The sequence below is a fragment of the Streptomyces californicus genome (assembly GCF_000717645.1).
GTDB classification, from domain to species: domain Bacteria; phylum Actinomycetota; class Actinomycetes; order Streptomycetales; family Streptomycetaceae; genus Streptomyces; species Streptomyces californicus.
In genome coordinates, this window is sequence record NZ_JNZZ01000033.1 from 1 (window position 1) to 19243 (window position 19243).

General features: G+C 75.2%; 14 protein-coding genes and 1 pseudogene. 3 read left to right on the forward strand and 12 right to left on the reverse strand.

Annotated elements, in window-relative coordinates:
• From IF19_RS0130510 to IF19_RS0130530, 5 genes and pseudogenes are all read right to left on the reverse strand, one after another.
• A partial coding sequence (locus IF19_RS0130510; RefSeq protein ID WP_487042841.1) for an ABC transporter ATP-binding protein occupies positions 1-1092 on the reverse strand: 1092 nt, incomplete at its 3' end.
• Positions 1089-3104, reverse strand: a complete 2016-nt coding sequence (locus tag IF19_RS0130515; RefSeq protein WP_234313273.1) for an ABC transporter ATP-binding protein — start codon at positions 3102-3104, stop codon at positions 1089-1091. The genes IF19_RS0130510 and IF19_RS0130515, both read right to left, overlap by 4 nt.
• Positions 3105-3231: 127 nt before the next feature.
• On the reverse strand, positions 3232-3363 hold the full coding sequence (locus IF19_RS1000000137250; RefSeq protein WP_030112254.1) for a SapB/AmfS family lanthipeptide: 132 nt from the start codon (positions 3361-3363) through the stop codon (positions 3232-3234).
• 48 nt (positions 3364-3411) lie between these two features.
• Positions 3412-6140, reverse strand: a pseudogene (gene lanKC / locus IF19_RS0130525) (class III lanthionine synthetase LanKC); the annotation flags it as partial.
• 219 nt (positions 6141-6359) lie between these two features.
• Positions 6360-7340, reverse strand: a complete 981-nt coding sequence (locus IF19_RS0130530) for an ArsR/SmtB family transcription factor (RefSeq protein ID WP_030112249.1) — start codon at positions 7338-7340, stop codon at positions 6360-6362.
• Positions 7341-7517: 177 nt separating this feature from the next.
• Between IF19_RS0130530 and IF19_RS0130535 the strand changes: the two genes are divergently transcribed.
• Together IF19_RS0130535 and IF19_RS0130540 are read left to right on the forward strand one after the other, a co-directional pair.
• Positions 7518-8774: an MFS transporter gene (locus tag IF19_RS0130535; RefSeq protein ID WP_030277816.1), complete on the forward strand. Its 1257-nt coding sequence runs from the start codon at positions 7518-7520 to the stop codon at positions 8772-8774.
• 53 nt (positions 8775-8827) lie between these two features.
• Positions 8828-9382, forward strand: coding sequence for a sugar O-acetyltransferase (locus tag IF19_RS0130540; RefSeq protein WP_030112246.1), 555 nt, complete (start codon positions 8828-8830; stop codon positions 9380-9382).
• A 318-nt stretch (positions 9383-9700) separates the two neighbouring features.
• Here the strand turns inward: IF19_RS0130540 and IF19_RS0130545 are convergent, their stop codons facing one another.
• The 5 genes from IF19_RS0130545 to IF19_RS0130565 all read right to left on the reverse strand — a co-directional run bounded on the left by IF19_RS0130545 (position 9701) and on the right by IF19_RS0130565 (position 14559).
• Entirely contained in the window at positions 9701-10219 is a 519-nt protein-coding gene (locus IF19_RS0130545) for a DUF4265 domain-containing protein (protein WP_030112245.1), read from the reverse strand.
• Positions 10220-10413: 194 nt separating this feature from the next.
• Positions 10414-12555 carry a peptidoglycan binding domain-containing protein gene (locus tag IF19_RS0130550; RefSeq protein ID WP_172674288.1) on the reverse strand — a complete coding sequence of 714 codons (2142 nt, stop codon included), beginning with the start codon at positions 12553-12555 and terminating at the stop codon, positions 10414-10416.
• Between the two features lie 175 nt (positions 12556-12730).
• A complete protein-coding gene (locus IF19_RS0130555; protein ID WP_030112243.1) occupies positions 12731-13348 on the reverse strand; it encodes a DUF6113 family protein in 618 nt (205 codons plus the stop codon).
• Positions 13345-14247, reverse strand: coding sequence for an N-acetyl-1-D-myo-inositol-2-amino-2-deoxy-alpha-D-glucopyranoside deacetylase (gene mshB / locus IF19_RS0130560; protein WP_030112242.1), 903 nt, complete (start codon positions 14245-14247; stop codon positions 13345-13347). Before mshB ends, IF19_RS0130555 begins: the two co-directional genes overlap by 4 nt.
• A gap of 117 nt (positions 14248-14364) precedes the next feature.
• Complete coding sequence (locus IF19_RS0130565) at positions 14365-14559, reverse strand: hypothetical protein (RefSeq protein WP_026290246.1); 195 nt, start codon at positions 14557-14559, stop codon at positions 14365-14367.
• A gap of 168 nt (positions 14560-14727) precedes the next feature.
• Between IF19_RS0130565 and IF19_RS0130570 the strand changes: the two genes are divergently transcribed.
• Positions 14728-16854 (forward strand): prolyl oligopeptidase family serine peptidase, encoded by a 2127-nt coding sequence (locus tag IF19_RS0130570; protein WP_030277817.1) that lies wholly within the window; start codon positions 14728-14730, stop codon positions 16852-16854.
• Between the two features lie 154 nt (positions 16855-17008).
• Here IF19_RS0130570 and IF19_RS0130575 read toward each other — a convergent pair whose 3' ends face one another.
• Both IF19_RS0130575 and IF19_RS0130580 read right to left on the reverse strand, forming a co-directional pair.
• Positions 17009-18274: an ABC transporter ATP-binding protein gene (locus IF19_RS0130575; RefSeq protein WP_030120368.1), complete on the reverse strand. Its 1266-nt coding sequence runs from the start codon at positions 18272-18274 to the stop codon at positions 17009-17011.
• Positions 18264-19241, reverse strand: coding sequence for an ABC transporter ATP-binding protein (locus tag IF19_RS0130580; RefSeq protein WP_030195351.1), 978 nt, complete (start codon positions 19239-19241; stop codon positions 18264-18266). Before IF19_RS0130580 ends, IF19_RS0130575 begins: the two co-directional genes overlap by 11 nt.
• Between the last annotated feature and the right edge of the window lie 2 nt (positions 19242-19243).

Consider the following 19243-nt stretch of genomic DNA (forward strand, 5'->3'; position numbering starts at 1 on the left):
GGCGGACGGGGCGGGGGCGGGCACGGCGGGGTGGGCGGTCCGGTCGGCCGGTGGCGGGGCGCTGTCCCGTACGGCCTGCGGCGGGTCGTCCTCGGGCGGGGGCGGGGCGTCGGTGAAGCGGTCCAGGACCACGACGAGGCGGCCCCCGGCGGTCCCCAGCATGGTCATCAGCGCCTGGACGGCGGGGGCGAGCGCCTGGGTGAGATAGGTCAGCGCGCCGACCAGGGCGCCCGCGGTCAGCCCGTTCCGCAGCAGCCAGGGCGCCGCGAGGAGCAGCAGGAGCGGGGGGAAGCGGCCGCAGACGGCGAGGGCCAGCACCCGGACGGCCGACCAGCGGGCCAGCGACCGGGAGGCGGCGAGCTGGGCTTCGGCCAGGGCCCCGGACTCCGCCACGGTCCGCCCGGCGGTTCCGGCGGCGGCGATGTCGCGTACGGAGGCGGCCAGTTCGCCGGCGTGCGCGGCGTACGCCTCGTCGGCGGCGAGGTAGGCGCGCTGGCGGGCGGCCATCGGGGGCAGGGTGGCGAGGAACAGGGCGGCCCCCACGGCCAGCGGCGGCAGGACGATCAGGAGCAGGGCGGGCGCGAGGGCGAGCAGACCGGTGACGGCCCCGGCGGCGGTGAAGGCGAACGAGCGCAGCGTCAGCACGAGTCCGGCCCAGCCGTCCCGGGCGATCTCACTCTGATGGGTGACCTGTGAGAGGGACCGCGTGCTGACGTCCCCGGAGCGGCCGAGCGCGCCGCCGAGCGCCCGGGACACCGCGCGCCGGACCAGTCCGTCGCGCAGCGGCTCCACCAGGTCCGCGAGCCGCCCGAACACCCCGCGTGCGGCGAGCACGGAGGGCAGGACGGCGACCGCGGCGACGGCCAGCCAGCAGAGGCCGGTCGCCGGGCGTGAGGCGAGGAAGCCGTCATCGAGCGCGCGGGCGACCCCGTACCCGCTGAGGAAGGTCTGCGCGAACTCCAGCAGGGACCAGCCGGCCAGCCGCAGGACCGCCCCCGTGCGCGCCCGCAGGAAGGGGCGGGCCTCCCGGGCGACGCGGCGCAGCGCGGTGTCGCGCCGGGGGCGCGGGGCCGTGGGGCCGTTCGCCTTCACCGGGCCGCCTCCGCTCCGGTCGGTTGGTGGGGGGTGTTCGGTCCGGTGGGTTCGTGGAGTGGGTGGGGGCCGGTCGGTTCGCGGGACGCCTTCGCATCGGCCCGTGCCCGGGTCGCGTCCGGCGCTGTCGATTCGCGGGACGGGTCCGGCCCGGTCGGTTCGGGGGACGCCTCCGTCTCGGCCCGTGCCCGGGTCGCGTCCGGCGCCGTCCGTTCGCGGGGCGTGTCCGGTCCGGTCGGTTGGTGGAGCGGGTCGGGGCCGGTGGGTTCGCGGGCGGTTTCCGTCCCGGCCCGTGCTCGGGTCGCGTCCGCCGGTTCGTCGCGGAAGACCGCCCGGTACTCAGGATCGGCCCACAGTTCGTCGTGGCGGCCCGTCGCGCGGAGCCTGCCGTCCTCAAGCCAGGCGACGCGGTCGGCCCGCGCGGCCGACGACAGCCGGTGGGCCACGATGATCCGGGTGCAGCGGCCGGCCCGCGCGTCGAGGGCGCGCCGGACGTGGTGCTCGGTCACGGTGTCGAGGCTGGACAACGCGTCGTCGAGGATCAGCAGGCGGCCCGGGTGGGCGAACGCGCGGGCCAGCCCGAGGCGTTGGCGTTCACCGCCGGAGAGGGGGGCGTCGGCGAGCGGGGTGGCGTAGCCGTACGGGAGCAGGGCGACGAACCCGTCGGCGCGGGCCGCGCGGGCGGCCTCGCGTACGGCGTCGGGCGCGGCGGTCCAGGGGCCGTGGGCGATCGTGTCCTCGACGGTGGTGCCGGGGAGGGCCGGGCGGGCGAAGGCGTACGCCACCTCGCGGCGGAGCCGGGCCGGTTCCATGCCGTCCAGCGGGACGCCGTCCAGCAGCACATGGCCGGTGTCCGGGTCGAGGAGCCGCCCGGCGACCGCGGCGAGCTGCGACTTGCCGGAGCCCGAGCGCCCGACGACGGCCAGGGACGTACCGCCGGGGACGGTCAGATGGACGCCGGTCAGCAACGGGACGCCGTCCTGTTCGACGCCGACGTCCCGGAGTTCGAGCTCTCCGGGGGCGTCCGGGACCGGTCCCAGGCCGCGGTGCGGCAGCGGGGCGAGGGCGAGGAGCGGTTCGAGGGCGGTGGCGGCGGCGCGGCTGCGGGCGAGCGCACCGAGGGCGCCGGTCAGGGAGCCGATGCCGACGGCGAGGCTCGCGTAGCGGGAGGCGGCGACCAGGTCGCCGACGCCGATCGCGCCCGCGCCGAGGCGGAGTCCGGCGACCGCGAGGACCAGCAGCATGAGCAGGGGCAGCAGGAGTCCACTGCGGCCCACGGCCCGCCCGTACACCTCCCACGTACGCCTGCCGTGTTCGGCGAGGGCGGTCAGGGGTTCCAGGACGCGGCGGTGTTCGCGGGCGGCGGTGCGGGCGGCCCGGATGGTGTCGGCGCCCTCCAGGGCCTCGGTCAGCCGGTGGGCGATGAGCGACTGGGCGCGCTGGTAGTCGGCCCCGGCGTCGGCGGTCCCCCGGGTGAAGGCGCGCAGCAGGACGACGAGCAGGGGCGCGCCCACGAGGAGCGCGGCGGCCGTCCACACGTCGATGAGGAGGAGGCCCACGAGCGCGCCGAGCGGCAGCAGGACGCCCGCGACGGCTCCGGCGGCGGTGGCCGGGCCGGCGGCGGCGTCGGCGGTGCGGGCGGTGAGCCGGGCGGTCAGGTCGCCGGTGGGCAGCGCGAGGGCGCGGCGGGGTTCTGCGGCCAGGACGCGGGCGGCGGTGCGGGTGCGCAGGGACGCGGTGAGCCGGGCGGTGGTGGTCGTGCCGGTCACGGCGGCGGCCGCGTCGAACCCGGTCTCGGCGAGGGTGAGGGCGGCGCAGAGCAGCAGCCCGGACCAGGGCACGGGACCGCCGGAGACCAGCCGGTCGACGGTGTGGCCGAGGGCGGCGGGAAGGGCGAGGGCGGCCAGCGCGCCGCCGGTGGAGCAGAGGAACAGCCAGGTCAGGGCGGCCGGGTGCCGCCGGGAGAGCCGCCGGACGCCGGACGCGGGGCCCGGTCGGAGGTGCAGCGGCACGGGTCGCCTTTCTGGTCGGCGGGACGGCCGCGGGGACGTCCCGGCCGCGCGGTCGGCGCCGGGCCCTCGCGGGCACGTGGCCGGCCGGCCCATCGGCGGTGCTCGCCGATGGGCCGGCCGGGGTGGTTCACGGGGTGCAGAGGACCACGCTGAGCGAGCTGTACTCGCAGACCAGCACCGAGACCTGGCTGCCCGTCGCGAGCTCGCCGAACGAGTCCTCGGCCGGGGTGTCCATCGCCTGGAGGTCGAGAAGCGCCATGATGATGTCCTTTCGGGGACGGTTGCTTACTGAACGGTGGTGTTGCCACGACCCCTGGAGGGGCCGGTCTGTGGGGCCGCTGGAGCGGCCGGGTGCGCCGCCGGGGCGGCGGGCAGGAAGGGAAGTCCGATCGGGGCGCCGTGCGCGGCCCCCAGGGCGAGGAGCGCGCCGGCGGTCCCGGTGGCCAGGTCCATCGACAGGCGCATCAACTGTTCGCCGGGGAAGGCGAGTCCGCCGCCGTCGGTCAGGGCGTGGCTCGCCAGCAGGTCGAGGTGGCGGTCGATCGCGCGGAGCCGGTCGGCCGGCTCCGCCAGCGGGGTGGCCGCGAGGTGGGCCAGGAGTCCGGCGGAGCCCCGGAACAGTCCCGGCTGCACGTAGAAGGCGGAGCAGGCGGCCGGCAGGAGGGCGCGGCCCGCTTCTTCGAGCGCGGGGTCCGGCCGCTGGGCCAGGTAGGCGTCGATGACGGCGGCTATCCCGGCGCTGCCCGAACCGAGGTACGGCATCAGCCGTTTGCCCTCGACGACGAGGAGTTCGCCGTCGTCGCCTGCCCGGCACCGCTCCAGGTCGCGGTGGAGCGCGGCGGCGGCCAGGTCGAGGAGGGCGGTGTCCCCGGTGTTCTCGTACCGGCGTATCAGCAGCAGGGCGACGCCGCTCGCGCCGTGCAGCAGTCCGGTGCGGGGCGAGGGAGGGCCCTCGGTGAGCGCGCGGACGGCGAAGGCGGTGCAGCGGGCGGCGGCGGCGGAGAGGGCCGGGGCGTCGGGGCCGGAGGCGGTGCGGGCCAGGTCGTCGAGGGCGAGGCCGATGCCCGCGTACCCGTTGTGCAGGCCGGGCGCCAGGCCCTCCAGCGGCTGGTCGAGGACGATCCGCAGGAGGTCGGCGGCCTCCGCGGTGCGGCCGAGCCGGTGCAGGGTCCAGGCGATGCCGGTCAGCCCGTCGTAGAAGCCGAGGGGGCTGCCGGACGCCGGGGCCTTGGCGTGGCGCAGGAGCCAGTCCTCGGCGGCCGGGCAGGGCGGGGCGCCGGTCTCGTGGAGGGCGTAGAGCACGCCGGCCGCCCCGTACGCGAAGGACTGGCCGCCGGTGGCCGTGGCGAACTGGGCGATGTCCCCGGGGAAGCAGCGGTCGTCGCGCTCCGGCGTACAGGAGGCGGCGATGGCGTCGGCCATGGCCTCCCGGGCGCGCGGCCAGTCCCGGAGGTCGGGCCCGGCGGCGTCGGCGTACGGGCCGGGTGCGGCGGTCGCTGCGTCGGGCGTACGCGGGGCGGTCGAGGCGTCGGAGGTACGCGGACCGGGTACGGCGGCGTGCGGCGGGGCGTCCGTCGCGGCGGTCGCGTCCGCCTCGCCCGTCCCCCGCAGGATCTCGGCGACCGCCGGCCGCAGCGCCTCCTCCGTGACCGGGAAGACGCGGGCGATGTCCCGGGCGAGCCCGGCCGCCTTGGTGCGGTCGATGCCGAACAGCGTGGTGAGCGGGAGGTACAGGGCGAGCCGCAGGCAGGCCAGCGCGTACCGGTCGATGTCGGTGCCGCGCCGGTCGGCCGGGGCGACGAAGGCCGGGTTGGCGACGATCTGGCGTCGGCGGTCGGCCGCCGGGAAGGCCGCCTCGAAGTCGAGCAGGGCGATCCGGCCGCTCTCCTCGTCGACCATGACGTTGCTCATGTGCAGGTCGCTGATGACGATGCCCCGGGCGTGGACCGCCTCGACGGCGCGCTCCACCTGCCCGTGGACGTCCTCGGCCCACGCCGCGTGGGCGGCGAGCAGTTCGGGCGAGGGGTGCCGCCGGGCGAGCGGGAAGCGGCGGGCGAAGACGGTGTTGAGGGTGGCGCCGGGCATGTACTGGAGGACCAGGAAGTGGTGGTCGCCCACCTCGAAGGCGTCCTTGACCTCCGGCACGCACTCCAGCCCGGCGAGGTGTTCCAGGGCGGTCCGTTCGCGGTCCAGCCGGGCGACGGCGTCCGCCCCGTCGGCGGCCAGTCCGGCGTACGGGCGGGCCTCCTTGAGGACGACCTGCTCGCCGGTGCGGGTGTCGCGGCCCAGGTAGACCCCGCCGCCGTTGGAGAAGTGCAGCGCCTTCTCCACGGTGTACGGGAGGTCGCCGAGGCCCACGGCGGCGCGGGCTTCGAGGTGCGGGGCCAGGAAGCCGGGCGGCGTCACCCAGGAGGGGATGCGGAAGGCGGGGCCCCGGTCGTCCGGGACGAGCCGGCCCCGGGGGTCGGCGACGGCCGGCACCGGCCGCCCGTCCGGGCCGGAGCAGAAGCGGGCGGCGAACGCCCCGTAGCGGGTGTGCACGGGACCGTTCCCGCAGCGCAGGTCGCTCAGGATGTACGGTCCGTGCTCGCCGTCCAGCAGCTCCATGAGGGCGGTGCACACCTCGGGGAACGCCTCGTCGGACGGCGGGTAGACGGTGATGAACTTCCCGCTGCCCGCCCGGTCCGCGTACTTGGCGTTCCGCAGCGCCAGCAACCCCGGGTTCGGTACGCACTTGAAGGCCAGCCGGTGCGCCAGACAGTGGGCGACGACCCGCTCCAGCACCGAGTCCGCGTTGTCGAGGGCGGCGGATATGTGCAGCTTCCAGCCCTGGGGCGGCAGACGCAGCCCGTCGGGGCTGTACGAGAGCCAGTCGCCGCGCCGGGAGCGGGTCCACCCCTGGGGGGCGGCGCCTCGGACGGCCGGGTAGAACGCAAGCTCCTCACCACCGGCGCCCCCGGCCGGCTGGAGGGCGCGGTGGGGTGCGTCGTAGAAGCGGCGGTCCGCCTGGCAGTACGCGGCGTACTCCGGATTCACGCACGTTCCCCTCGCTCGGTTCGGTCGCGGCGAGAGAGAAATTGTCATAACGACGAGCGGTGCCCATAGTCACGGTTGTCACGAGTCGTACATGCACGCCAACCGTCACCGCACATGCGAAGCGCACGGGTTACCGGTGCGTACCCCCTTCCGCGCAGGTACGGACCGGTGCGGACCGGGGGGCGCACCGGGGCGTGCGCCCGGCGCTTTCGGTGCCGGTCAGCTCGCGCTGCGCACCAGGACGTCGCCCGCTTCCGTACGGACGTAGAGCACGGAGCGGCCCGCACGGCGCCGGCGGACCAGGCCGGCGTCCCGGAGGACCCGCAGATGGCGGCCGACCGAGCCCAGCCCCTGGCCGGTCAGCGCGACGAGTTGCGTCGTGCTGAGCGGCGAGGCCAGCAGCACCAGGACCGCCGCCCGCGCCGCGCCGAGCAGCGCTCCCAGCGCGGTCGGTACGGGGCCGCGCCCGGCGTCGGTGAGCGCGCCGGAGCACGGGTACACCAGCGCGTACCGGCGCGGGATGTCCCAGCCGACCCAGCACTGGTTCGGGGTGACGGGGACGAACAGCAGCTCGGCGCGGCCCAGTTCGCGGGGCGGGTTGTCGTAGGCGTTGATCTGGAGGCGGCTCTCGCCGAGCCAGCGGATGCCGGGGCGCATGCCGTTCAGCGCTTCGGCCCAGCCGCCCCGTCCCAGGCGGGCCGTCCGCGCGACCACATCGGCTTCGAGCACCCGCCGCCGCCTCGGCCAGTCGGGCAGCACGGTGTGCGTCCAGACCCACGCGACGGCGTCGGCGGCACGGTCGGCCAGGTCGTCCCGGTCGAGCGCGGCGGGGAGCGGGCCGCCGCCCAGGGTCACCGCCAGGTCGGCGCGGGCCTGGTCGGGCGGGGTGGCCCGCATCCGGGCCAGTTCCTCGGCGAAGGCGGGCGCGGGCCGGCCGGGCGGGGCGGGGACGGGGGCGGCGCCCAGGAAGTCGGCGGTCCAGCGAGGTGCGAGGGCGGACCGGATCACCAGCGCGGAGACCGGGTCCTCGGCCGCCCGCCGCCGGTAGGCGGGCAGGTGCTCCGCCAGCCAGGCGCGCTCCCCCGGGTGGGCGGCGGCGGCCCGCTCCAGGAGCAGCAGACTGGCGACGGCCTCCGCGAGCGGTGAGACGACGAACCGGCTCCCGGCGAGGGTGTCGGCGCTGATCTGCCACCAGCCCATCCCGCTCTTCACCGCCCTGTTCGCTCGGTCCGCTCGGTGCGCGCTGTGGTGACGGCCGCACCGTCCGCTCGCGCTCAGCATGCGGTGTGCGGGGGCTCCGCCTGCGCGGCGGCCCCGGGCTTTCGCGTCCGCGCGAAACAGTAACGGCCTCGGCGGCGGCCTCCGCAGACTCCGGTCATGCGCACCTACCGCGAGCTGTTCCGGACCCCGGAGTTCACCCCCTTCTTCACGGCCGTCTCGGTCCAGACGGCCGCCCACACCGCGACCGGCCTGGCGCTGGGCACCCTCGTGTACACGCGAACGGGCTCGCCCCTGCTGTCGGCGCTGGCGATGTTCGGCCCGTCGCTGGCCCAGGCGGCCGGGGCGCTCACGCTGCTCTCGGCGGCGGACCGGCTGCCGCCACGCGCCACGCTGAGCGCGCTGGCCCTGCTGTCGGCGGTGGCCGCCTGTGTGCAGGCCGTACCCGGACTGCCGCTGTGGGGAGCCTTCGCCGTGCTGCTGGTGGTCGGGGCGGCCGGGTCGGCGGGCGGCGGGGTGCGGTACGGGCTGCTCAACGAGATCGTACCGCGCGAGGGGTTCCTGATCGGCCGTTCGGTGCTCAACATGACGGGCGGCGCGATGCAGATCTGCGGGTTCGCGGTGGGCGGGGCGCTGGTGGCGGTGGTCTCGGCGCGCGGCACGCTGCTGGTCGGGGCCGCCCTGTACGTCGTCGCGGCGGCCGTGACCCGGTTCGGCCTGTCGGCCCGGCCACCGAGGGCCCCGGGCCGTCCCTCCGTCCGCGAGACCCGGCGGACGAACGCGCTGCTCTGGTCGTCGGTCCCGCGCCGGTACGTGTTCCTGGCGCTGTGGGTGCCCAACGGGCTCGTCGTCGGCTGCGAGTCCCTGTACGTGGCGTACGCGCCGGCGCACGCCGGGCTCCTCTTCGCCTGCGGGGCCCTGGGGATGCTGGCCGGGGACACCGTGGTGGGGCGGTTCGTGCCGGCCCGGTGGCGAGCCCGGCTCGGGGCTCCGCTGCGGCTGCTGCTGGCCGCGCCGTACCTCCTGTTCGCGCTGCGCCCGGGGCTGCCGGTCGCTCTGGCGGCGGTGGCCGTGGCGAGCACGGGGTTCGCCGCGAGCCTGCTGCTCCAGGAACGGCTGGTGGCGCTCACCCCGCCCGAGCTGAGCGGCCAGGCGCTCGGGCTCGCCTCGTCGGGGACGATGGCGATGCAGGGGGTGGGGGCGGCCGTGGCCGGCGGCATCGCCCAGTTGACCTCGCCCGCGACGGGCATGGCGGCGGTCGCGGGGCTGTCGGTGGCGGTGACGTCGGCGCTGGCCCCGGGCCTGGGCGATCGTCGCGCGGGCGGACGGGGCAGACTGCTGGGAGCGGACGGAGTGCCTCCGGAACCCGGAGCTCCCGACGCGCCGCGCGCACCCCGGACGAAGGAGACGAGTTGAGCGACGAGACCAGGCCCGGCCAGGACGACGGCAGGCCCAGCCAGAAGGAGGCCATGCTCTCCGGCGAGCTGTACCTCGCGGACGATCCCGAACTGGCGGCGGACGCGCTGCACGCGGCCGTCCTGAGCGAGCGCTACAACGCCACGTCGGCCGCCGACCCCGAGGCCCGGCGCGCGGTCCTGGCCGAACTCCTCGGCGAGGTGGGCGAGGAGGTGGACGTACGGCCGCCGCTGCGGGTGGACTACGGCTACCAGACCACCATCGGGCCCCGGACCTTCGTCAACTTCGGCGCGGTCTTCCTCGACGTCGCCCGCATCACCATCGGCGCGGACGTCCAGATGGGCCCGAACGTCCAACTGCTCACCCCGACGCACCCGGTCGACCCCGAACCGCGTCGCGCCAAGTGGGAGGCGGCGCTGCCGATCACCATCGGCGACAACGTGTGGCTGGGCGGCGGGGTGATCGTCTGCCCCGGGGTGACCATCGGCGAGAACACGGTGGTCGGCGCGGGCGCGGTGGTCACCAGGGACCTGCCCGCGAACGTGGTGGCGGTCGGCAACCCGGCCCGGGTGATCCGCGCGATCGGCGAGGAGACGACCGAGGCGTGACGCGCCGCCGGCCCGCCCCCGGACGAGGCCGGCCGATCCGCGCCCCGTACGCGCTGAGACCCGCCGGCCCGTACCCCGTACGCGCCGAGACCCGCCGGCCCGTACCCCGTACGCGCCGAGACCCGCCGGCCCGCCGGGTTCAGCGTCCCGGTACGAACCGGCGGGTTCCGCGCCCCGCTTGAGACCCGCCGGCCCGCCGGGATCCGCACCCCGGGTCCGGACCGGCGGGCGGGCCTCACGCCCCCGGGGCCTGCCCGGCGACCACGCCCCGCGGGCCTCACGCCTCCCGTACCGGCCAGGTGATCGCCCCGCGCGGTCTCACGCCTCCCGCCAGGTCTCGGTGGAGCACGGCACCTCGAAGTGCCACCAGCCCTCGTCCTGGCCCCGGGCGAGCAGTTCCTTGACCCCGCGCAGGTCCGCCCCGCCCGGCACGGTCAGCGCGAGGAGCGGGAACTCCTTGCTGAAGACCTCGCCCGTGAGGCCGAACCCGGCGAGCCGCTCGTGCACGGCGCGGGCGTCGCGCCCGAGTGGACCGGAGGGCACCGGCAGCACCCGTACCGTGCAGTTGTCCGACGCCGCCACCCGCTCGACGGCCCAGTGCTGCCCGTCGTCGTCCGTCCGGAACCGTACGGTGTCCCCCTCGGCGACCCCGTCCTGGAGGAAGGGCACGTTGTCCACCCGCGCGGTGTCCGGACCGAGCCGCCGCGCCCAGAGTCCCTCGGTGTCCTGCGGCAGCCAGCCCTCACGCGGGACGAACCGGAACCAGACCTTGATCTGGTCGGCGTCGATCTCATCGGCTTCGCGGGAAGAGTGTTCCGGACCGGCGGAGAGGTTCATGGCCCCATCGTCTCGCGTACACGAGACGCACGCGAAGCGCCCCCCTCACCCGCGCCACCGCTACCGCGACCGGACGCGACGTCTTCCCGCTACGGACCCACGGAGCCCGTACGAGGACGCACCGACGACTCCGCCCCCGGCCGGGGTTCCCGGGCGGGGGCGGAGAGGGGTGCGGGTGGAGTGGTGGTGCGGGGTCAGCCCTGGCCGGTCAGGTCGATGGTGACCGTGCGCTCGGCCTCCGTCGTGCCGGTCAGGGCGGTCTTCATCGCCTGGGCGACGTCGTCCGGGCCGACCTCGTGCTCCTTGCCGTCGGCCTTGACCGCCATGATTCCGTCGAAGACGCCGTCCAGCAGCTCGTCGATCGCCTGCTTGTCGTAGACGTCGACCAGCCTGCCGTCCACGGCCTTCATCGAGAGGATCTGCGGCAGCGACCGGGCCGGGCCGAACTGGATCTGCTTCGGGCCGGCCTTGATGGTGATCAGGCCGGACATCGCGGGCTGCGCGAACTCCTTCATCGCCCGGTCCAGTTCGGCCTTGGTGATGGTGGGCTCGCTGGTGGTGACGGGGAGTTCGACCAGGCGGGCCTTCCCCGTCTGTACCTGGGCCCGGTAGGCGTCCCGGACGGAGATCAGGGACTGCGCCGCGTCGAGCCGCTTGCCCGGCTTGCCCGGCACCGCCACGGCCTTGTTCGGCTCGAAGCGGATGGTGCCGTCGTTGGCCGAACCGGACGTGCCCGCCAGATCGTTCAGCGCCACGCCGAGCTTCTCCTCGTCGACCGGGATCACCGGGTCGGCGGGACGCTCCCCGCCGAACAGCGAACCGATCACCGAGACGGGGTTGTAGTCGCTGCCCGCCGCGCCGCGCACGGTCTCCTGGCTGTCCAGGGTGAGCCCGGCCTTCTCCGGGTCGAGCTTCTCCTCCTTGCCGTCCACCGACAACTGGAGGGGCGCCTTGGCGCGCTCGCCGAGGGCGCCGTCGAGCTTGGCGACCGCCTCCTCCTTCGTGCCGCCGCCGATGTCGACGCCGAGCACCGTGGTGCCCTTGGGGACCTCGGCGTGGTTCAGCAGGAGGCCGGCCCCGTACGCGATGCCGAGCAGCACGACCGCGGCCACGCCGAGCAGGACCAGCTTGGAGCGGCCCTTCCTGGCGGGGGCGGGGGCCGGTTCGGGGGCCGGGCGCTGCGCCGCCGGACGCGGCGCCGCCGGGCCGGACCCGGGACCGCCCGGAACGCCGGGGCCGCCCGCGCCGGGGCCGCCGGGGGTGCGCGGGCCGCCCGGGAACGTGGAGCGCGGTTCGCCGGAGATCACGGGGATGCCGCTCGTCAGCGTGTCACCCGAGACATGGCCGCCGGGCTCGGGCGCCGGGGCCTGCGGCGTGAGGATCGCGGTGTCGTCGGACATCCGGGGCGGGTGCGCACCGGGGCCGCCCGGGGCCATCGGCCCGGTGCCGGGGCCGGGCCCGGCGATGTCCGGGACGCCGTCGAGGTTCGGGGTCAGCGAGGACGTACCGGTGACCGGTCCCGTGGTGGGGCCGGACGGTCCGGGCATACGCGGACCACCGCCGGGCAGGTCGGCGCCGTAGCCGTCGAGCGCGCTGCGTTCGGGGCCGGGCGCGCCGGGGCCGCCACCGGGCTGCCCCGGTGCGCCGCCGGGCTGCGGAGCGTCCGAGAAGTACGGCAGGTCGGGGCGCGGCCGGCCGGGACCGCCGTCGGACGCGCCGCCGGGGCCGGCGGGGCCGCCCGGAAGGCCGGCGCCCGGGCCGGAAGGACCACCCGGGCCGGAGGGTGCGCCCGTGCCGCCCGGCGCTCCCGCGCCCTGGGGCTGCGTTCCCGGCGCGGGGGCCGGAGCCTTGCGCGGGGCGAACCAGTCGCTGCCGCCCTTCTCGCGGGCGGGCTTCTCGGCGGGCGGCTCGGCGGCGGCCGGAGCGGCGTCCCGGGACCGGTCCGCGGGCGTCCCGCCGTCCGGCCCCGTCGAACGGTCCGCCGCCATCGGCGCCGGCGCGGCCGGCGGGGTGCCGGGCCGCGGGGTCGCCGAGGTGCGCTCCGGGTCGGGGCGGTCGCCTGAGATGTCGCTCTCCGCCATCGGCGTGCGCATCACGACGGGCGGGATGGGGCGCGATCCGGGGATGTTGATCCGGATGCGCGTCGTCAGCGTCGTCTCGGTCTTCGGCTCCTCGGGCCGCGGCGGATTCACGGATTCCGGGTCCATGTCGGAGCCGTCCTGCGCCGAATGCGGCGACGGATACTGGCCGGATCCGTACGGCGGCGTACCCGACGGGTACGCGGCTCCACCGCGCCCCTGGGGCCCGGAGGACGAACTGTCAGTTTCACGACTCAAAGCAGGTTCTCCCGATTGGCTCCGCCGCCCGTACTTCCCCCATGCCGCAGGCCAGGGGACGGCTCGGCGCGCGCACCACCATACTGGCCGCCGCCGCCGGACACTCCGCGACCGGGGGAAACCTCCCCCTTCGCGTCACACCTCTGAGGACCGTTCACGGCCCCGACTTGGCACTTCACGTACCGGACCGACCGCTGTGCATGGCTGATTGCGGCACTCTGGACGTGGTGGCACAGATCACAGCGACGGCGGTTCCGCCGAGCATGAAGAGAATCAGGCCGAGTTCGTCGCCGAAGACGTAGTCGCCCTCCGGCCGGCCGCTCAGCAGCAGGAACACCGTGATGAACCAGCCGGCCGCCGGGGCCAGCGCGCCGATCTGGGTCCGGATCAGGACCCGGCCGCCGTAGAAGAGCCCCGCGGCGGCCGCCAGCGCGATGATCAACCCGCCCGGGAACCAGGCGGCTTGGACGAGGGTGCCGGCGAGTCCGACGAGCGCGCCGACGACGGCGAGGCCCGCATAGGCCGCGATCCGGGCCGGGTTGGGCCGGGCGGCGAACCCGACGGGCTCGGGCTCCCTGGGCGGGGCGTTCCGTCGCGGAGCGTACGAGGACGAGGAGGCGGAAGCGGACGACCGCGCCCGGACGCGCCCCTTGCCCTCACGGGCCTTCCCGGCAGACCCTTCGGCCTTCCCGGCGGACGCACCGCCGTTCCCGGCCTTCCCGGTGCCGGCGCCCTTCCCGACGGACCCACCGCCGCTTTCGGCGCTCCCGGCCTGCCCGGTGCCGCCGCTCATGCCGCGTCCTCCCCGGCGCCCGTGAGCCCGGCGAACAGGTCGCTCTCGCGCACGGGCGCGACCACGCCCCGTTCGCCCCGCACCAGTTCGTAGTACTCGGTCGTCAGCAGCGGCTGGCAGAGATCGTTGGAGAGCGCGAAGTAGGGCTCCTCGACCGCGATCTGGGTGGCGTGGGCGCGCATCGCCGCCGCCTTCACCCCGGCGTACGCCGATCCGTCGATCTCCGCCGTGATCCGCTCCCCGTCCGTCACGCCCGGTACGTCGTCCACGGCGGCGATGCCCGGGAAAGCGTCCGGCGCGGTCGTGCGCAGCCGGTCGAAGGCGGCCTCGACCACCTGGCGCTCCACCCGGTTCCAGTAGATCTTCGCGACCGCGTGCGGGGCGTCGGAGCCGTACGCCGGATCGGCGGCCAGCTCGGCGGCGCGCATCGCGACGCGGTGGGCCTGGATGTGGTCGGGGTGGCCGTAGCCGCCGTCCGGGTCGTAGGTGACCAGGACCTGGGGGCGGACCTCGCGGATGACCTCGACGAGGTGGGCCGCGGCGTCGTCCACCGGGGTGGACCAGAAGGAGCCGGGGCGGCCGTTCTGCTCGGCGCCCATCATCCCGGAGTCCCGGTAGCGGCCCGCCCCGCCGAGGAAGCGGTGGTCGCTGACGCCGAGTTCGCGCATCGCCGCGGCCAGCTCGCCGACGCGGTGCGGGCCGAGGGCGTCGTCCCGGTCGGCGGTGAGGCGCGCGAGCGCGGGCGGGATGACCTCGCCCTCCTCGCCGAGCGTGCACGTCACCAGGGTGACGTGGGCGCCCTCGGCCGCGTACCTGGCCATCGTGGCGCCGTTGTTGATCGACTCGTCGTCGGGGTGCGCGTGCACCAGCAGCAGGCGGCGGTCGCGGAGGTCCTTCATGGGGACCACCCTACGAGCCCCGGAGGCCCCGCGGTGACCTCCGCCCCCGCCACCGGCACGCGCACCGCGCCCGCGCCCGCCCTCACGCCCGCGGACGCGCGGGCGGCGGACCGGCGGTCAGAACTTGATGCTGCTGATCATCCCCGCCACGTTGCTCGTCAGATCGGAGATGGTCGGCGCGACGGACGAGCTCGCGATGTAGAACCCGAGCAGCATGCAGACCACCGCGTGCCCTCCCTTCAATCCGGATTTCCGGATCAGCAGGAAGACGATGATCGCCAGCAGCACTACCGCCGAAATCGAGAGCGCCACGGCGGTTCACCTCCATCGGTACGTTCGGACGGTCGGAACGGGGGTACACGCTCGGCAGGTATCTACCCACCGAGCGCTACGGATCATAACTATCCGTGCCAACGCATTGATCGGGGCACAGCAGCACGAGGGGCGCACGGACCGGCCCGCGCGGATAGGTTCGGTGCCATGACCTCGCAGAAGCTGTCCTTTCCCCGCCAGCAGGCTCGCACCCAGCGCTTCACCCTCGGCGCCCCTCGGGCCTTCACCGTCTCACCGGATGAGACGCGCGTGATCTTCCTGCGGTCCGCCTCCGGGACGGACCGGACCAACCGGCTCTGGGTGCTCGACCCGGCGACCGGCGAGGAGCGCGTCGCCGCCGATCCCGAGGCCCTGCTGGGCGGTTCGGCCGAGAAGCTGTCGCCACAGGAGCGGGCCCGGCGGGAGCGGACCCGGGAGGGTTCGTCGGGGATCGTCTCCTACGCGGTGGACGCGGCGGTGGAGTTGGCCGCTTTCGCCCTGTCCGGGAAGGCGTACGTGGCCGAGTTGCGGGCCGGGACCGCGCGGGCGCTGCCGGTGCCCGGCCCGGTGATCGACCCCCGCCCCTCCCCGGACGGCCGGCACGTCGCGTACGTGGCGAAGGGCGCGCTGCGGGTCGTGGGCGCGGACGGCGAGGGCGACCGGGCGCTGGCCGAGCCGGAGGACCCCCAGGTCACCTATGGTCTGGCGGAGTTCATCGCGGCCGAGGAGATGCACCGGTACCGGGGCTTCTGGTGGTCCCCGGAGTCGGACCGGCTGCTGGTGGCGCGGGCCGATGAGAGCCCCGTGCGGCGCTGGTACATCGCGGACCCCGCGCACCCCGACCGCAAGCCGGCCGAGGTCGCCTACCCGGCGGCCGGGACACCCAACGCCGACGTGCGGCTCTACGTGACGGACCTGGAGGGGGCCCGTACCGAAGTGGTCTGGGACCGGGCGGCGTTCCCGTACCTGGCCCAGGTGCACTGGTCGGCGGCGGGCGCTCCGCTGCTGCTGGTGCAGGCGCGGGACCAGCGTGCCCAGCGGTATCTGGCGGTGGACCCGGAGAGCGGTGCGACCCGGATCGTCCACGTCGACGAGGACCCGGTGTGGCTGGATCTCTTCCCCGGGGTGCCCGCGTGGGCGCCGGACGGCCGGCTCGTGCGGATCGTGGACGAGGGCGGGGCGCGGGTGCTGGCGGTCGGGGACCGGCCGCTCACCGGCTCGCAGCTGCACGTCCAGTCGGTGCTGGACATCGGGGAGTCGGACATCCTGGTCTCGGCGGTGGCCGGTGAGGACGCGGTCGAGCCGGAGGTCGGGCAGGTCCATGTGTACCGGGTGAACGAGCTGGGAATCGAGAGGATTTCCGAAGGGGTGGGTGTGCACTCCGCGGTCCGCTCGGGCGCTCTGTCGGTGGTGGTGTCGGCCGTTCCCGAGGAGCCGGGGGCCACCGCGTGGGTGGTGCGGGACGGCGAGCGGCTGTCCCGGATCGCGAGCCACGCCCAGGAGCCGGTGATCTCCGCGCGGGTGACCCTCACCGAGGGGGGCGCACGGCGGATTCCGTGCGCCGTGCTGCTTCCGTCGGACTACCGCGAGGAGGACGGTCCGCTTCCGGTCCTGATGGACCCGTACGGCGGTCCGCACGGCCGCCGGGTGGTCGCCGCCCACAACGCGCACCTGACGTCGCAGTGGTTCGCGGACCAGGGCTTCGCGGTGGTCGTGGCGGACGGCCGGGGCGCGCCGGGCCGTTCGCCCGCCTGGGAGAAGGCCGTACGGGACAACCTCGTGCTGACCATGGAGGACCAGGTCGAGGCGTTGCACGGGCTGGCCGGCCGCTTCCCGCTCGACCTGTCCCGGGTGGCGATCCGCGGCTGGTCCTTCGGCGGGTACCTGGCGGGGCTCGCGGTGCTGCGGCGGCCCGACGTCTTCCACGCGGCGGTCGTGGGCGCGCCGGTGACGGACCAGCGGCTGTACGACACCCACTACACCGAGCGCTATCTCGGGGACCCGGCGGTTCAGCCGGAGGTGTACGCGTACAACTCGCTGCTCACCGACGACGGGCTCTCCGAGCCGGCCTCCGAGGTGCGGCCGATGATGATCGTGCACGGTCTGGCCGACGACAACGTGGTGGTCGCCCACGCGCTGCGGCTCTCCTCGGCGCTGCTGGCGGCCGGGCAGCCGCACGAGGTGCTGCCGCTGAGCGGGGTGACCCACATGACGCCGCAGGAGCAGGTCGCGGAGAACCTGCTGCTGCTCCAGGTGGACTTCCTCAAGCGGTCGCTGGGGATGTCGGGGGCCTGAGCGGGGCGGGGGCGGGGCGCCCGGCCGGGGCGACAGGACGACGCCCCGGCCGGACCACGGCACCCGCACGGCCGTACGCGGTCCAGCATGGGGCGTCCGTATATCGGGGCGGCGTCGGCCGGGTTGCCCGCGTGTTAACGCCCCCGCCGCCCGCTCACGGCGTCCCGTCCTCCTGCTGCGACGGCGTCCCGTCCTCCTCCGGCAACCGCCCCGCTCGCGGTTCCCCGGGCCCCGGCAGGTCCTCCACCGCCGGCCCGCCCCGGCCCGGCGCGTCCGGCGACGGCCCCTCCCGCTCGCCCTCCGGCGGCACCACGCGCTTCTCCTCCGCGAAGTGGCACGCGGAGTCGTGGCGGGCCGGGGTGTCGGCCGAGCGGAACACCGCGGGCACCGCCAGCAGCGGCACCTCCAGCTCGCACCGCTCCTGCGCCTTCCAGCACCGGGTGCGGAAGCGGCAGCCCGAGGGGATGTTGGCGGGCGAGGGCACGTCCCCGTGCAGGATGATCCGCTCCCGGTGCTCGCGGGCCGACGGGTCGGGCACGGGGACGGCGGACAGCAGCGCCTGGGTGTACGGGTGGGTGGGGTGGTCGTAGATCTCGGCGTCGGAGCCGATCTCCACGATCCGGCCCAGGTACATCACGCCGACCCGGTCGGAGATGTGCCGCACGATGGAGAGGTCGTGGGCGATGAAGACGAAGCTGAGGCTGAACTCGGCCTGGAGCCGGTCCAGCAGGTTGACCACCTGGGCCTGTACGGAGACGTCGAGCGCGGAGACCGGTTCGTCGGCGACGATGATCTCCGGGTTGAGCGCGAGGCCGCGGGCGATGCCGATGCGCTGGCGCTGGCCGCCGGAGAACTGGTGCGGGTAGCGGTTGATGTACTCCGGGTTGAGCCCGACGACGTCCAGCAGGTCCTGCACCTTCTGCCGCCGGCTGCCCTTCGGTGCGACCTCGGGGTGGATCTCGTACGGCTCCCCGATGATGTCGCCGACCGTCATGCGCGGGTTCAGCGAGGTGTACGGGTCCTGGAAGACCATCTGGATGTTGCGGCGCACGGCCTTCAGCGCGCGGCCGGAGAGCCGGGAGATGTCCTCGCCCTTGTAGCGGATCGACCCTGCGGTGGGGCGCTCCAGGTGGACGAGCATCTTGGCGACGGTGGACTTGCCGCAGCCGGACTCCCCCACGATGCCGAGCGTCTCGCCCGCGTGCAGGTCGAAGTCGACGCCGTCGACGGCCCTGACCGCGCCGATCTGCCGCTTGAAGAGGATGCCCTGGGTGAGCGGGTAGTGCTTGGCGAGTCCCCGCACCTGGAGGATCGGGTCGCCCTCGGCGTACGGGGCGACGGCGTCCTCCCGCGCTTCGGACAGCAGGGTCGATCCCCCGCCGCTCCCGCCCGTGTCGCGCCCGTCGCGGTCAGCGTGCATCGAGCGTCTCCTTCCAGAAGTGGCAGGCGCTCCGGCGCCCGGCGTCGACCTCGTAGAGCGGCGGCACGTCGGTGCGGCACACGTCCCGCGCGATCGGGCAGCGGGGGTTGAACGCGCAGCCCGGCGGGATGCGGGTGAGGTTGGGCGGCAGGCCCTTGATCGCGTACAGCTCCCGGCCCTTCTGGTCCAGGCGCGGGATCGACCGCAGGAGGCCCTTGGTGTAGGGGTGGGCGGGGGCCTTGTAGATCTCGTGCACGGGGGCGGTCTCGACGATGCGGCCCGCGTACATCACGGCGATCTTGTCGGCGACGTCGGCGACGACGCCGAGGTCGTGGGTGATCAGGATCAGCCCCATGTTGTACTCGCGCTGGAGCTCGGCCAGCAGGTCCATGACCTGGGCCTGCACGGTGACGTCGAGGGCGGTGGTGGGCTCGTCCGCGATGATCAGGGACGGCTCCAGCGCCATCGCCATGGCGATCATGATGCGCTGGCGCATACCGCCGGAGAACTGGTGCGGGTACTGGTTGACCCGCTCCTTGGCGGCCGGGATGCGGACCCGGTCCATCAGCTCGACGGACTTGGCCTTCGCGTCCTTGCGGGACATCCCCCGGTGCACGACGAACATCTCGCCGAGCTGCTGGCCGACGGTGAGGACCGGGTTCAGCGAGGAGAGCGCGTCCTGGAAGATCATGGCCATCTCCTGGCCCCGGATCCTGCGCCGTTCCTCCGGCTTGAGCTTCAGCAGGTCCTGGTCCTTGAAGAGGATCTCCCCGCCGGCGATCTTCCCGGGCGGCATGTCGAGGATGCCCATGATCGCCTGGGCGGTGACGGACTTGCCGGAGCCGGACTCCCCGAGCACGGCCAGGGTCTCGCCCTCGGCCACCGAGTAGTTGACCCCGTTGACGGCCTTGGCGACGCCTTCGCGGGTGTGGAACTCCACGTGCAGATCGCGCACTTCGAGCAACATGG